The sequence below is a fragment of the Mycobacterium colombiense genome (genome assembly GCF_001953985.1).
GTDB classification, from domain to species: domain Bacteria; phylum Actinomycetota; class Actinomycetes; order Mycobacteriales; family Mycobacteriaceae; genus Mycobacterium; species Mycobacterium colombiense_B.
On record NZ_MBEI01000058.1, the window covers coordinates 167,668 to 181,595 of the forward strand.

General features: G+C 69.3%; 15 protein-coding genes and 1 pseudogene. 11 read left to right on the forward strand and 5 right to left on the reverse strand.

Annotation, left to right across the window (positions count from 1 at the left end):
• Nucleotides 1-10: 10 nt before the first annotated feature.
• A pseudogene (gene rbfA / locus A5732_RS18065) lies at nt 11-512 on the forward strand (30S ribosome-binding factor RbfA); the annotation flags it as partial.
• On the forward strand, nt 501-1,481 hold the full coding sequence (locus A5732_RS18070) for a DHH family phosphoesterase (RefSeq protein WP_371915838.1): 981 nt from the start codon (nt 501-503) through the stop codon (nt 1,479-1,481). The pseudogene rbfA and the gene A5732_RS18070, both read left to right, overlap by 12 nt.
• Before the next feature lie 24 nt (nt 1,482-1,505).
• Here A5732_RS18070 and A5732_RS18075 read toward each other — a convergent pair whose 3' ends face one another.
• Entirely contained in the window at nt 1,506-2,087 is a 582-nt protein-coding gene (locus tag A5732_RS18075; RefSeq protein ID WP_076102918.1) for a hypothetical protein, read from the reverse strand.
• A gap of 58 nt (nt 2,088-2,145) precedes the next feature.
• Nucleotides 2,146-2,895 carry an enoyl-CoA hydratase gene (locus A5732_RS18080; RefSeq protein ID WP_076103032.1) on the reverse strand — a complete coding sequence of 250 codons (750 nt, stop codon included), beginning with the start codon at nt 2,893-2,895 and terminating at the stop codon, nt 2,146-2,148.
• A 102-nt stretch (nt 2,896-2,997) separates the two neighbouring features.
• Here A5732_RS18080 and A5732_RS18085 point away from each other — a divergent pair, with 102 nt between their 5' ends.
• Nucleotides 2,998-3,267, forward strand: a complete 270-nt coding sequence (locus A5732_RS18085) for a DUF2277 domain-containing protein (protein WP_064952875.1) — start codon at nt 2,998-3,000, stop codon at nt 3,265-3,267.
• Entirely contained in the window at nt 3,264-3,824 is a 561-nt protein-coding gene (locus A5732_RS18090) for a DUF1802 family protein (protein WP_076102919.1), read from the forward strand. The genes A5732_RS18085 and A5732_RS18090 overlap by 4 nt, the downstream gene beginning before the upstream one ends.
• On the opposite strand, the gene A5732_RS18095 is transcribed toward A5732_RS18090, so the two are convergent.
• Nucleotides 3,783-5,513, reverse strand: coding sequence for a CocE/NonD family hydrolase (locus A5732_RS18095; protein WP_076102920.1), 1,731 nt, complete (start codon nt 5,511-5,513; stop codon nt 3,783-3,785). The genes A5732_RS18090 and A5732_RS18095 overlap by 42 nt on opposite strands.
• Nucleotides 5,514-5,565: 52 nt before the next feature.
• Nucleotides 5,566-6,153 carry a DUF3558 domain-containing protein gene (locus tag A5732_RS18100; RefSeq protein ID WP_076051774.1) on the reverse strand — a complete coding sequence of 196 codons (588 nt, stop codon included), beginning with the start codon at nt 6,151-6,153 and terminating at the stop codon, nt 5,566-5,568.
• Between the two features lie 160 nt (nt 6,154-6,313).
• Between A5732_RS18100 and A5732_RS18105 the strand changes: the two genes are divergently transcribed.
• The 5 genes from A5732_RS18105 (at nt 6,314) to A5732_RS18125 (ending at nt 11,423) form a co-directional block, all read left to right on the forward strand.
• Nucleotides 6,314-7,291, forward strand: a complete 978-nt coding sequence (locus A5732_RS18105; RefSeq protein WP_076051775.1) for a metallophosphoesterase family protein — start codon at nt 6,314-6,316, stop codon at nt 7,289-7,291.
• Nucleotides 7,288-7,968 carry a 4'-phosphopantetheinyl transferase PptT gene (gene pptT / locus A5732_RS18110; RefSeq protein WP_076102921.1) on the forward strand — a complete coding sequence of 227 codons (681 nt, stop codon included), beginning with the start codon at nt 7,288-7,290 and terminating at the stop codon, nt 7,966-7,968. The genes A5732_RS18105 and pptT overlap by 4 nt, the downstream gene beginning before the upstream one ends.
• Nucleotides 7,965-8,858: a tRNA pseudouridine(55) synthase TruB gene (gene truB, locus A5732_RS18115; protein WP_076102922.1), complete on the forward strand. Its 894-nt coding sequence runs from the start codon at nt 7,965-7,967 to the stop codon at nt 8,856-8,858. Before pptT ends, truB begins: the two co-directional genes overlap by 4 nt.
• Nucleotides 8,859-8,953: 95 nt before the next feature.
• On the forward strand, nt 8,954-10,144 hold the full coding sequence (locus tag A5732_RS18120; RefSeq protein WP_064952868.1) for a lipid-transfer protein: 1,191 nt from the start codon (nt 8,954-8,956) through the stop codon (nt 10,142-10,144).
• A 7-nt stretch (nt 10,145-10,151) separates the two neighbouring features.
• Nucleotides 10,152-11,423, forward strand: a complete 1,272-nt coding sequence (locus A5732_RS18125; RefSeq protein WP_076051778.1) for an acyl-CoA dehydrogenase family protein — start codon at nt 10,152-10,154, stop codon at nt 11,421-11,423.
• Nucleotides 11,424-11,436: 13 nt separating this feature from the next.
• Here the strand turns inward: A5732_RS18125 and mntR are convergent, their stop codons facing one another.
• Nucleotides 11,437-12,141, reverse strand: coding sequence for a manganese-binding transcriptional regulator MntR (mntR, locus tag A5732_RS18130; RefSeq protein WP_064952866.1), 705 nt, complete (start codon nt 12,139-12,141; stop codon nt 11,437-11,439).
• Between the two features lie 112 nt (nt 12,142-12,253).
• Here mntR and A5732_RS18135 point away from each other — a divergent pair, with 112 nt between their 5' ends.
• On the forward strand, nt 12,254-13,228 hold the full coding sequence (locus tag A5732_RS18135) for a bifunctional riboflavin kinase/FAD synthetase (protein WP_076051779.1): 975 nt from the start codon (nt 12,254-12,256) through the stop codon (nt 13,226-13,228).
• Nucleotides 13,229-13,478: 250 nt separating this feature from the next.
• Nucleotides 13,479-13,748: a 30S ribosomal protein S15 gene (gene rpsO / locus A5732_RS18140; RefSeq protein ID WP_007775081.1), complete on the forward strand. Its 270-nt coding sequence runs from the start codon at nt 13,479-13,481 to the stop codon at nt 13,746-13,748.
• Nucleotides 13,749-13,928: the final 180 nt, after the last annotated feature.

Sequence of the window (13,928 nt, forward strand, 5' to 3'; positions counted from 1 at the left end):
GTGAATCCGAATGCCTGACCCGGCCCGGGCGCGCCGTTTAGCCAAGCGGATCAACACCATCGTCGCCTCGGCGATCGAGTTCGAGATCAAGGATCCCGGGCTGGAGGGGGTCACCATCGTCGACGCGAAGGTGACCGCTGATCTGCACGATGCGACGGTGTTCTACACGGTGATGGGACGCACGTTGGACGACGAGCCGGATTACGGCGCCGCCGCGGCCGCCCTGGAACGGGCCAAGGGCGCGCTGCGCACCATGGTCGGGGCCGGCACCGGCGTGCGTTTCACGCCCACGCTGACGTTCACGCGCGACACCACGTCGGACAACGTGCAGCGGATGGACGAGTTGCTGGCGCGGGCGCGCGCCGCGGACGCTGATCTGGCGCGGGTTCGTTCGGGCGCCAAGCCGGCTGGGGAGGCCGATCCATACCGGGATAGCGGATCGGGCGCGGAGCCCGGCCTCGACGGGAGCATCGGTGACGACGACCAACACGAATACTGAACTGGACAGCCCCAGGGTGGGGGCACGCGTCGACGCCGTGGGCGCCGTCGATCTGCTGTCGGACGCCGACACGGTCGCGGTGATCGCGCACGTGCACCCCGACGCCGACACCATCGGCGCCGGGCTGGCGCTGGGGCTGGTGCTGGACAAGTGCGGCAAGCAGGTCGAGGTCAGTTTCGCCGAGCCGGCCCGGCTGCCCGAGTCGCTGGCGTCGCTGCCCGGCTGCCGGCTGCTGGTCAGCCCAGATGCGATGCGCCGCGACGTCGATTTGGTTGTCACCGTTGACGTTCCGAGTATCAAACGGCTGGGCGCGTTGAGCGACTTGGCCGTTGAGGCCGGCGAGGTGCTGGTCATCGACCACCACGCCTCCAACGACATGTTCGGCACCGCCAATTTCGTTGACGTGACCGCTGATTCGACCACGATGATGGTCGCCGACATCCTGGACGCCTGGGCCATGCCCATCGATCCCGAAGTCGCGCACTGCATCTACGCCGGCCTGACGACCGACACCGGATCCTTCCGCTGGGCCAGCGCGCGCGCCCTGCGGCTGGCGGCCCGGCTGGTCGACGGCGGCGTGGACAACGCCGCGATCAGCCGCACCCTGATGGACAGCCACCCGTTCGGCTGGCTCCCGCTGCTGTCGCGGGTGCTGGCCTCGGCCCGGCTGCTGCCGGACGCCGCGGGCGGCCGGGGACTGGTGTATGCCGTTGTCGACAACCTGGATTGGACCAGTTCACGTCCGGAGGAAGTCGAGAGCATCGTCGACATCGTGCGGACCACGCAGCAGGCCGAGGTGGCCGCGGTGTTCAAGGAGATTGCGCCGCAGCAGTGGTCGGTGTCGATGCGGGCCAAGGCCGCGGTGGACCTGGCGTCGGTCGCGTCCGGCTTCGGCGGTGGCGGGCACCGGCTGGCGGCCGGCTACTCGACCAGCGGAACCATCGAGGACGCGGTGGCGGCGCTGCGCACCGCGTTGGACTAGAAGCCCTGGCCTAGAAGCCCCGGGCTAGAAAGCCCAGCTTCCCGAGCGCTGCACAACGAATCCGTGGTCGCCGCTGGTGGTGTCCAGGCAGGCGACGAGGTTGTCGGCTCCCGCCGCGCAGGTGACGTTGAGGTAGGTCAGCTTCTGGCCCGACCCCAGGGCTTTGCCGCCGGCCGGCAGCTCTGGCGCGTTGCCGTCGCATCCGCCGTAGGACATCCGGCTCAACTGATAGCCGGGGCCCTTGAAGTCCACTGAACCCAGCACGCAGTCGCCGGGCCGTGGGCGGCCGCCGGGAATGGGCACGTCGTCCATCCCGAGCATGTCGCCCTTGCACTTGATGTCCTGTGACGGTTGCGGCACGGGCGGCGGGCCGCCGTAGAAGTCGCAGACCAGGGCGGAACCGGCGGAGAAGCCGACCCGCGGCGCGCTCCCCGGCACACCCGCGCCCTGATAGCCGTCGGCCGGGACGGCGGTGAAGGCATCCAGGTTGGGGAATCCCGGCGGCGGCAGCGCGCCCGCGTGCGGCGCGGACACCGCGATCACCGACGCGGCCGCCAGCGTCAGGCCGCCGAGCATCCGCACGATGACTCCGGCGACCGCGTTCATCAGCTGATCGTATGGCGCGGGCCGGATCGGGGGGAACCGATCGCCGCAGATCGCGAGGTCAGCGCACCTGCGAGCGACCGCGTTGCAGCACGGCCTCCCGGTTGGCGGCGATGTCGTCGCCGCTGGTCCGGAACTGCCGGGCCGCCGTCGCCTCCTGCCACAGCCCCGCGCTGGTCTGCGCGTCGTCGATGCGGTGATAGGAGGCCAGCAACGCCCGCACCGCGTCCTGGTTGTTCCCGACGATCGAGGCCGCCACCGCCCGGGCGGCGCCCAGCAGCTGCTCGTGGGGCACCACCTCGGTCACCAGGCCGGCGCGCAGCGCGTCGGCGGCGGACAGGTAGTCCCCGGTCATGCTCATCCGCCGGGCCAGCCCGACCCCCACCTTCTGCGGCAACCGCACGCTCAGCCCCCAGGTGGGCAGCAGGCCCACCCGGGCGTGCGTGTCGGCGAACCGGGCGTTCTCCGAGGCGATCAGGATGTCGCAGTACAGCGCCACCTCCAGCCCGCCGGTCACCGCGGCGCCGTTGATCGCGCCGATCACCGGCTTGGTCAGCGCCGGCCACCGCGGCGAGATGTCCGGGAGCGCCGACGAACCGCCCAGCTCCTTGAGGTCCAGTCCCGCGCAGAACACCGGGTCGGCGCCCGTGACGATGATGACGTCCACGTCGTCGTCGGCTTCGGCATCGGCCAGCGCGCCGAAGAAGCCGTCCCGCAACGCCGACGACAGCGCGTTGCGCGACTGGGGTCGGTTGAGGGTCAGGGTGCGCACTCGCTCGTCGGTGGCGATCAGCAGGATCTCGTCGGTCATGACATCACCGTAGCCAGTCACCCGGCACCCCCGGTTGGCCGGCTTGCCGCCGGCCGATCCGTCGAGGAGCGGCGGCGCCGAGCAGCGCTTATCGTGGGAAAGATGTGCCGAAACATCACCGAACTGCGCGGCCTGCAGCCCGCGGCCACCGCCGAGGAGATCGCCGCGGCCGCCCGCCAGTACGTGCGCAAGGTCAGCGGCATCACCCACCCCTCGGCGGCCAACGTCGATGCGTTCGAGGCGGCGGTTGCCGAGGTCACCGAGACGACGACGCGGTTGCTGGGGCAGCTGCCGCCGCGGCGCCAGCCGCCCAAGACGGTCCCGCCGCTGCGGCGGCCCGAGGTGATCGCGCGGATGGCGGGCGCGAAATGACCGTCACCACAACGACGCCCGCGCTCAAGGAGTGGAGCGCGGCGGTGCACGCCCTGCTGGACGGCCGCCAGCGCGTGCTGCTGCGCAAGGGCGGCATCGGGGAGAAGCGATTCGAACTGGCCGCCCGCGAATTCCTGTTGTTCCCGACGGTCGCGCACAGCCACGCCGAGCGGGTGCGCCCCGAGCATCGAGACCTGCTGGCCCCCGCGGCCGCCGACAGCACCGACGACGAGCTGGTGATTCGGGCCGCCGCGAAAGTCGTTGCGGCGGTGCCGGTTGAGCGCCCGGACGGACTTTCGGCCATCGAGGACCTGCACATCTGGACGCCGGAGTCGGTGCGCGCCGACCGGCTCGACTTTCGTCCCAAGCACAAGCTGGCCGTGCTGGTGGTGTCGGTGATGCCGCTGGTCGAGCCGGTGCGCCTGGACCGGACCGCTGAGTATGCCGGCTGCAAGAGCTGGGTGGAGCTGCCGGTGCAGGCTCCGGCGCACGACCCCGTTCATGACCAAGCGGCGCTAGCCGCGGTCGCCGCCCGGGTCCGCGCCGCCGTTGGCTGACGGCTCGGCCGGCCCGACCGGCAACAGCAGCCGGGAGCGGCCGTAGCGCACGGTGTGGGTGACCGGCGTCGGCTGCCGGCCGGTCAGCACCGGTTCGCCGGAACCGAGGTTATTCGCGTAGCGCGGGGACCAGCTGCCGGCGATCAGCACCCGGACGCGTGAGCCGGCCCGGAAGCGGTGGGCGATGCCGTCGAGGTCGAGGCGAACGATCTTCTCCGACTTGGGTTTTGCCGCGGCGTCCAGCCGGCGGTATGCCTCGCTGACGTTGCGCGACCGGCCCTTGTTGTCGACCTCGCTCACCCGCACGAACAGGTCGGCGTGCGGACCGTCCGCGCCGTGGGCGAGCTCGACGACCGGGCTGCCGTAGACGTACACGTCCTCGGTGAGGGTCGCGCTGGTGAACGCCAGCACGTCGTCGCGCGACGCCAGCCGGCTGTCGTCGCGGTAGCCGCCGTCGGCGGACAGCAACGGGCCGCCTGTCGTCGGCGTCGGGTTGGCCGGGTCGTGACGAAAGGTGGCCGGGGCCAACCCTTTCAGGGCCGGCGCGGTCTCGCCCAGGTAGCCGCCGGGCCGCAGGTACAGGGCGCGTTCGGTGGTGGCCGGCGGCCAGTCGGGCAGGCTGCGCCAGCCCCCGCCCGCGCCGCCGCCGGTGACGTAGACCCGGACCCGGCTGGGCCGGCGCGACGTGGCCGCATCGCCCAGATGGGTGCCCAGCCAATCCAGTGCCTCCCGGGCGCAGGTGGAGAACCCGGTGGTGAGCAGCTGGGTGTGCGTCCACGGGCCGACGGTGAGCGCGACGTCGACGCCGCGGCCGCGCAGGTGCGCGTACTGCTGCAGGGTCTGCCTGATGAAGATGTCCTGCCAGCCGCCCACCAACAGCACCGGCACCTGCACGCGGTCCAGCGCGTCGTTGCACCGCAACGCATTCCAGAACGGATCGTCGGGTTCGCTGTGCTCGACCCAGGATTCGAACCAGGGCGCACCCGCGCCGAGCAGGCTGCGCGCGGCGTCGCCCAGCGGCACCGCGGCCGCCGCCTGCGCCACCCTGCGCCGGGTCTGCAGCTGGCGCAGCGCGGCGCGAATGCGCACCGGGTCCTCCTGGTGGGCCACCATGTCGCTCCAGCCCAGAAAGTCGTTGACCGCGAACGTTCCTGTGCCCCAAGTTGATTCGTTGAAATCGTGCGGGCCGACCATGATGACGGCGGTGGCCAGTTCCGGCGGGGGATCCTGCAGCAGCGCCCACTGGGTGAATCCCAGGTAGGACTGGCCGACGGTGGCGAAGCGGCCGGTGAACCATGGCTGCTCGCGCAGCCAGGCGACGGTGTCGGCGCCGTCGTCGACCTCGTTGGCCATCGGCTCGAACACCCCGCCCGATCCGAACGTGCCGCGCACGCTCTGCAGCACCACGTGGTAGCCGCGCGACGCGTACAGCGCGCCGAAGATCAGCGTGAACGGGAAACCGCGCCCATAGGGCCCGCGGACCAGCAAGGTGCCCTGGGCCGACGCGGTGGCCGGCGCGTAGTGGTCGGCCACCAGCTCCACCCCGTCACGCATCGGCACTACGACGCGCTCCACGGTGTAGTCGGTGGTCGCCGGCGGCAGGCCGAGCAGCCGGCCGGCGGCCTTGCCGCCCAGGTGTCGCAGGGTATGCAGCGCCGGCTGCGCGGATTGGATCGCGGTCGTACTCACGGTCCTCACATTAAGACCTCGTCAACCGGCGGCGACTCGACCCGGGGCGAAATCAGAACTTGTAATACGGCGCGAGGTCGTTGGCGCGCTGCAGATTCGTCTGCATGCAGTCGACTTCGGGGTTGGAGTAGACGGTCGAGTAGTACAGCGCCTGCTGCAGCACGCCGTAGCTGGTCTTGAACACGACCATGCAGGAGTAGAACCAGTAGCTGTTGTGGTAGGTCGGCTTGAGCACCCAGTACTGCGCGGCGCGGTGACCCGCGATCGTCGTCTCGACGGCGTCGGCGGGCAGCGACTGCTCGTAGGTGCGCCAGATGATCGGCTCGACGGCCACCTGATAGTTGCCGGCGTCGAAGTGGCAGCGCAGCCCGTCTTCGTGTTCGGGCGGGGTAAAGCCCAAACCGAGCCCCTGGATGACGTCGAACGGGATGTCCTCGCACGCGTCGAAGGGGCGTGGATCGGTGGTCGCCACGATCGGGCTCTTCATGGTGGTTTCCATCGGCTGGGCGGTCGACCTCAGCTCGACGGACTCCTCGCCGCCACCCGGCGCGGCCGGGGCGGTCAACAAGCCCACCGTGCCCCCGATGGCCGCTGTGAGCAGCGCACCCAGCGCCCCCAGCAGACGAACATTGGCGAACACGACACCCCCCTGACGCCTCAGCGGTCCTTTCGGGGGAGTGTACAAGTCCCGCCCGCGGGGTCACAGGCAAACCTGAACTTGTTCTAACTCACCCGCTCGCGGGCCAAAAAGACGCCCGCCAAAGGGGCTTGCCCGGTTCGGGTCGTTAGGGTGGTTAATCGTGGCTGGGCATTCAGCGGGGCAGGATTCGACCAACGGTGGGCAACCGACGCTGTGGGCGGTGTCCGACCTGCACACCGGTCACCTCGGCAACAAGCCGGTCACCGAATCGCTGCACCCCTCCTCGCCGGATGACTGGCTGATCGTCGCCGGCGACGTCGCCGAACGCACCGACGAGATCCGTTGGGCTCTTGACCTGTTGCGACGGCGCTTCGCCAAGGTGATCTGGGTGCCGGGCAATCACGAGCTGTGGACCACCACCCGCGATCCGGTGCAGGTCTTCGGCAAGGCGCGCTACGAGTACCTGGTCAACATGTGCGACGAGATGGGCGTGGTCACGCCCGAGCATCCGTTCCCGGTATGGACCGAGCGCGGCGGCCCGGCCACGATCGTCCCGATGTTCCTGCTCTACGACTACAGCTTCTTGCCCGAGGGAGCCGCGAGCAAAGCCGAAGGCCTGACCATCGCACGTGAGCGCAACGTGGTGGCCACCGACGAGTTCCTGCTCTCCCCGGAGCCGTACGCCACGCGTGAGGCGTGGTGCCGCGAGCGCCTGCAGATCACCCGTGCCCGCCTCGAAGAGCTGGACTGGATGACCCCGACCGTCCTGGTGAATCACTTCCCGCTGGTCCGCGACCCCTGCGACGCGCTGTTCTACCCGGAGTTCTCGCTGTGGTGCGGAACCACCAAGACCGCCGACTGGCATACCCGCTACAACGCCGTGTGTTCGGTCTACGGCCACCTGCACATCCCGCGGACCACCTGGTACGACGACGTGCGCTTCGAGGAAGTGTCGGTGGGTTATCCGCGCGAGTGGCGTCGCCGCAAGCCGCCCAGCTGGCTGCGCCAGGTGCTGCCGGATCCGCAGTACGCGCCGGGCGACCTCAACGACTTCGGCGGCCACTTCGAGATCACTCCCGAGATGAAGGCGCAGGCCGCGCAGTTCCGGGAACGGTTGCGGCAGCGGCAATCACGATGACGGGGGACACGCTGGTTTCCTCGGTGCTGCCGGTCGCCGACGGCCTGGCCTACTCGGAGGTCTATGCCGATCCGCCGGATCTCGCGCCGCTGCCCGAAGAGGAGCCGCTGATCGCCAGGTCGGTGGCCAAGCGGCGCAACGAATTCATCACCGTCCGGCACTGCGCCCGGATCGCGCTGGGCGAGCTCGGCCTGCCGCCGGTGCCGATCCTCAAGGGCGAGAAGGGCGAGCCCTGCTGGCCCGACGGGGTGGTGGGCAGCCTCACCCACTGCACGGGCTATCGGGGTGCGGTGGTGGGCCGTACCGACGCGGTGCGCTCGGTGGGCATCGACGCCGAACCGCACGACGTGCTGCCCGACGGCGTGCTCAACGCGATCAGCCTGCCGGCCGAGCGCAGCGAGATCCCCGCCCGCCTGACGGGGGACCTGCATTGGGACCGAATCCTGTTCTGCGCCAAGGAGGCGACGTACAAGGCCTGGTATCCGCTGACCAAACGGTGGCTGGGCTTCGAGGACGCCCACATCGCGTTCGAGGCCGACGGCCCCGGGGCGGCGACGGGCGGTTTCGTGTCGCGGATTCTGATCGATCCGGAAGCGCTGTCCGGTCCGCCGCTGACCGAGCTGCGCGGCCGGTGGTCGGTCGAGCGCGGGCTGGTGCTGACCGCCATCGTGCTATGAGCCAAAGCCCCACCGGGCCAGGGATAGTCGTCGTCGACAAGCCGGCCGGAATGACGAGTCACGACGTGGTCGGGCGCTGCCGCCGGATCTTTTCCACCCGCCGGGTGGGGCACGCGGGAACGCTGGACCCGATGGCCACCGGGGTGCTGGTGATCGGCGTCGAGCGCGCCACCAAGATCCTCGGCCTGCTGACCGCGACCGCCAAGTCCTACACGGCCACCATCCGGCTGGGCCAGAGCACGTCCACCGACGACGCGGAGGGCGAACTGGTGCGCAGCGTCTCGGCGCGGCACCTGACCGGCGAGGCGATCGAGGCCGCCGTGGGCGGCCTGCGCGGCGACATCGACCAGGTGCCGTCGACGGTCAGCGCCATCAAGGTCGACGGCAAGCGCGCCTACCGGCTGGCGCGCGAGGGCCAGACCGTCGAGCTCGAGGCCCGCCCGGTGCGCATCGACCGGTTCGAGGTGTGCGACATCCGGCGCGGCCACGACGTCGTCGACCTGGACGTCGAGGTCGACTGCTCGTCGGGGACCTACATCCGCGCCCTGGCCCGCGACCTCGGCGGCGCCCTGGGGGTGGGCGGGCACCTGACGGCGTTGCGGCGCACCGGCGTCGGGCGCTTCGGGCTCGATCAGGCCTACCCGCTCGACGACCTGGCGGAGCGCCCGCGGCTCAGCTACAGCCTGGACGAGGCCTGCCTGCTGATCTTCCCGCGCCGCGACCTGTCCGCCGAGGAGGCCGAGGCGACCGGCAACGGCCGGTCGCTCGCGCCGGCCGGCATCGACGGCATCTACGCCGCCTGCGGCCCGGACGGCCGGGTGATGGCGCTGCTGCGCGACGAGGGCGCGCGGACCAAGCCGGTGGTGGTGGTCCGCCCCGCGACGCTGTAACGGCCCCGGCCGAACGGTTGGTTGGGCTACGTTGCACACTGGGCTACGTTGCACACTGAGTGCCTAGACCGCCCACGGTTCGGAAGGGGACAACGATGTCCAGCAAGGTTTATGTCGTCGGCGTCGGGATGACGAAATTCGAGAAGCCGGGCCGCCGCGAGGGCTGGGACTATCCGGACATGGCCCGGGAATCGGGAACCAACGCCCTGAAGGACGCCGGCATCGATTACCGCGAGGTTCAGCAGGGCTACGTCGGCTACGTCGCCGGTGATTCGACGTCGGGGCAGCGGGCGCTCTACGAGCTGGGCATGACCGGCATCCCGGTCGTCAACGTCAACAACAACTGCTCCACCGGCTCGACGGCGCTGTTTTTGGCCGCGCAGGCCATCCGCGGCGGCATCGTCGACTGCGCGATCGCGCTCGGCTTCGAGAAGATGCAGCCCGGCTCGCTGGGTGGCGGAGCCCAGGACCGCGAATCGCCGATGGCCAAGCACGTCAAGGCGATGGCCGAGATCGACGAGTTCGCGATGCCCGTCGCGCCGTGGATGTTCGGCGCCGCCGGACGCGAGCACATGAAGCAATACGGCAGCACCGCAGAGCATTTCGCCAAGATCGGCTACAAGAACCACAAGCACTCGGTCAACAACCCGTTCGCCCAGTTCCAGGAGTCCTACACGCTCGACGACATCCTGGCGGCGCGGATGATCTCCGACCCGCTGACCAAGCTGCAGTGCTCGCCCACCTCGGACGGCTCGGGTGCGGCCATCCTGGCATCGGAGAGCTTCGTCGACAGCCACGGTCTGGCCGGCCAGGCGGTGGAGATCGTCGGGCAGGCCATGACCACCGACTTCGCGTCGACGTTCGACGGGAGCGCCAAGAACCTCATCGGGTATGACATGAATGTCCAAGCCGCGCAACAGGTCTACGACCAGTCCGGGCTCGGGCCGCAGGACTTCCAGGTGATCGAGCTGCACGACTGCTTCTCGGCCAACGAACTGCTGCTGTATGAGGCCCTCGGTCTGTGCGGTCCGGGTGAGGCGCCGAAGCTGATCGACAACAACGACACCACCTACGGCGGGCGCTGGGTCGTCAACCCGTCCGGCGGCCTGATCTCCAAGGGACACCCCCTGGGCGCGACCGGCCTGGCGCAGTGCGCCGAACTGACCTGGCAGCTGCGCGGTACCGCCGACAAGCGTCAGGTCGACAACGTCAGCGCCGCACTGCAACACAACATCGGACTGGGCGGCGCGGCCGTCGTCACCGCCTACCAGCGCGCCGAGCGTTAAGGGCGCCATGATCGAGTGGTCCGACACCGACCTGATGGTCCGGGATGCCGTTCGGCAGTTCGTCGACAAAGAGATTCGCCCGCACGTCGACGAACTCGAAACCGGCCAGATGTCGCCGTATCCGATCGCGCGCAAGCTGTTCAGCCAGTTCGGCCTCGACGCCATGGCCGCCGAGTCGGTCAAGAAGATGTTGGACCGCGAGCGGGCCAAGCTCGACGGCGCGCCCGTTCCCGAGGAGCGTGACGAAAAGCCCGACGAGTCAGGCGGTTTCGGCGGCGGCGCGCAGGGGTCGATGATCGCGGTGCTGGTGTCCGAAATCGCCCGAGTCAGCATCGGGCTGCTCAGCACCGCGTCGGTGAGCCTTGGCCTGGGCGCGGCGACCATCATGAGCCGCGGGACGCTGGCGCAGAAGGAACGCTGGCTGCCCGAGCTGATGACGCTGGAAAAGATTGCGGCATGGGCGATTACCGAGCCCGACTCCGGCTCGGACGCGTTCGGCGGCATGAAGACCTACGTCAAGCGCGACGGCCAGGACTACATCCTCAACGGACAGAAGACCTTCATCACCAACGGGCCCTGCGCCGACGTCCTGGTCGTGTACGCCAAACTCGACGAGGGCGATGCGAGCCCGGACAAGCAGGACAAGCGCAACCGGCCGGTGCTGGTCTTCGTGCTCGACGCGGGCATGCCGGGCCTCACGCAGGGCAAGCCGTTCAAGAAGATGGGCATGATGTCCTCGCCGACCGGCGAGCTGTTCTTCGACAACGTGCGGCTGAGCCCGGACCGGCTGCTCGGCGAGAGCGAACAGCACACCGACGGCGACGGTCGCGACAGCGCTCGCGCCAACTTCGCCGCCGAGCGGATCGGGATCGCGATGATGGCGCTGGGCATCATCGACGAATGCCACCGGCTGTGCGTGGATTACGCCAAGAGCCGCACGTTGTGGGGCAAGAACATCGGGCAATTCCAGCTGATCCAGCTCAAGCTGGCCAGGATGGAGATCGCCCGAATGAACGTGCAGAACATGGTCTTTCACACCATCGAGCGCCAGCAGGCCGGTAAGCCGCTGACGCTGGCCGAGGCGTCGGCGATCAAGCTGTACTCGTCGGAGGCGGCCACCGACGTGGCGATGGAGGCCGTGCAGCTGTTCGGCGGCAACGGATACATGGCCGAGTACCGGGTGGAGCAGCTGGCCCGCGACGCCAAGTCACTGATGATCTACGCCGGCAGCAACGAGGTTCAGGTCACCCACATCGCCAAGGGCCTGCTGTCGAGCTGAGCGTCTAGGCAGGTCAGGCCGTCACCCAGATGGCGCGGGCCGCCGGGCTGCCCAGGTCGACCGTCGTCTCGGCGCCGTCGCCGGAGTCGATCGCGACCGAGATCATGCCGGCGAATTCGCGCCGGGTCAGGACCCGCAGCCGGGAGTCGAGGTTGATGCCGACGTCGGTGAAGTAGCGCAGCATCTCGGGGTCGGCGTCGGAGATGCGCGCCACCGTGCCGGCGTCCCCGTCGTCGCACGCCCACAGCTGGCGGGCCGGCGGGGTGGGCACCTGCCCGTCGGAGGCCGGGATCGGGTCACCGTGCGGGTCGCGCTGCGGGAACCCCAGTTTGGCGTCGATGCGCGCCACCAGCCGATCGGACACCGCGTGCTCGAGCACCTCGGCCTCGTCGTGCACCTCGTCCCAGGCGTAGCCGAGCTCGTTGACCAGGAAGGTCTCCAGCAGCCGGTGCCGGCGCACCATCTCCAGCGCCGCGCGCCTGCCCGCCTCGGTCAGCGTCACCGCGCCGTACTTCTCGTGGTCGACCAGGCCCTGCTCGGCGAGCTTGCGGATGGACTCCGAGGCCGTGCTGGCCGACACCCCGATCTTCTCGGCCAGCATCTTGGTGCTGACCTTCTGCGGTGCGTCTTTGGGGGACCACTCCTGGGCATTCCAGATGGCCTTGAGGTAGTCCTGGCCGACCGCGGTGATGCCGCCACGCTCTTCGTCAGCCTTCACAACGAGAAAGTTTAGGCACCCCACGCCCGATCCGGCGTGTTCCCCGACACCATGGCGGGGTTTGCCCCTCTGGATCTCCCGGCGGAACACTCGGCGCCGTAGGCTTGCGGGCGTGCAGCGGTGGCGCGGCCAAGACGAGATTCCCACGGACTGGGGCAGGTGTGTGCTCACCATCGGTGTATTCGATGGCGTGCATCGCGGCCACGCCGAGCTGATCGCGCATGCGGTCAAGGCGGCGCGGGCCCGCAACGTCCCGACGGTGCTGATGACGTTCGACCCGCATCCGATGGAAGTGGTCTACCCGGGCAGCCATCCCGCCCAGCTGACGACGCTGACCCGGCGTGCCGAGCTGGTCGAGGAATTGGGCATCGACGTCTTCCTGGTGATGCCGTTCACCACCGACTTCATGAAGCTCACCCCGGAGCGCTACGTGCACGAACTGCTGGTGGAGAACCTGCACGTCGTCGAAGTCGTGGTGGGGGAGAACTTCACCTTCGGCAAGAAGGCGGCCGGCACCGTCGACACCCTGCGCAAGGCGGGGGAACGGTTCGGATTCTCGGTCGAGTCGATGTCGCTGCTGTCCGAGCATCACAGCAACGAGACCGTGACGTTCTCGTCCACCTACATCCGGTCCTGCGTGGACGCCGGCGACATGGTGGCGGCCACCGAGGCGCTCGGCCGCCCGCACCGCGTCGAAGGCGTGGTGGTCCGCGGCCACGGGCGTGGCATCGAGCTGGGTTATCCGACCGCCAACGTGGCGCCGCCGATGTACTCGGCCATCCCGGCCGACGGCGTGTACGCCGCGTGGTTCACCGTGCTCGGGCACGGACCGGCCACCGGCACCGTCATCCCCGGTGAGCGCTACCAGGCGGCGGTGTCCGTCGGCACCAACCCGACCTTTTCCGGGCGCACCCGCACGGTCGAGGCGTTCGTCCTGGACACCACTGCCGACCTCTACGGTCAGCACGTCGCCCTGGATTTCGTCGCCCGCATCCGCGGTCAGCACAAGTTCGACTCCGTCAAGGAGCTCGTCGTCGCGATGGGCAACGACACCGAGAAGGCGCGGTCTTTGCTGTCCGCGGGTTGATGCGCGGCGGTCACATCCGCCGCACCAGTCCGTGCGCGCGCTTGTCGCTCAAAGGCGGGCAAAAGCAGTGTTGCTTGACTAGCGGGACCTGTGGGGCGGACGTGACCGACGCGGTAGCGCGGGCCGCGGCGTTTATGCCCACCGTTAAACCGCTGCTAAACTGCCGGACGACATCGGCGCGTGCTGCGGTTCGCGGTGGCCGCGCCTTGAAACATTCACCTTTCGCGGACCGATTGATGGAGATAGTTTCGTGGCGCTGACAGCCGAGCAGAAAAAAGAAATCCTGGGCAACTACGGCCTGCATGGCACCGACACCGGTTCCCCCGAGGCGCAGGTCGCGCTGCTGACCAAGCGGATCGCCGACCTGACCGAGCACCTGAAGGTGCACAAGCACGACCACCACTCGCGTCGCGGGCTGCTGCTGCTGGTCGGACGTCGGCGCCGGCTGCTCAAATACGTCGCGCAGATCGATGTCGAGCGGTACCGCTCGCTGGTCGAGCGGCTGGGCCTGCGTCGCTGACGCAAGCCGCACCGGGGCGGTAGCGCCCCGCAAATTCCGAGCAATATCGCGGGCAGAGGTCGCCCGTGTAGAGTGAGGACGTTCTGGGCCGGTTCGGCCGGAGCAAACGGTGCGGTCACGCAGATCCGCGTGTGCCGTTCCAGCGTGTCACTACGCACGTTCGAGGGAGCAGCCAGTCTG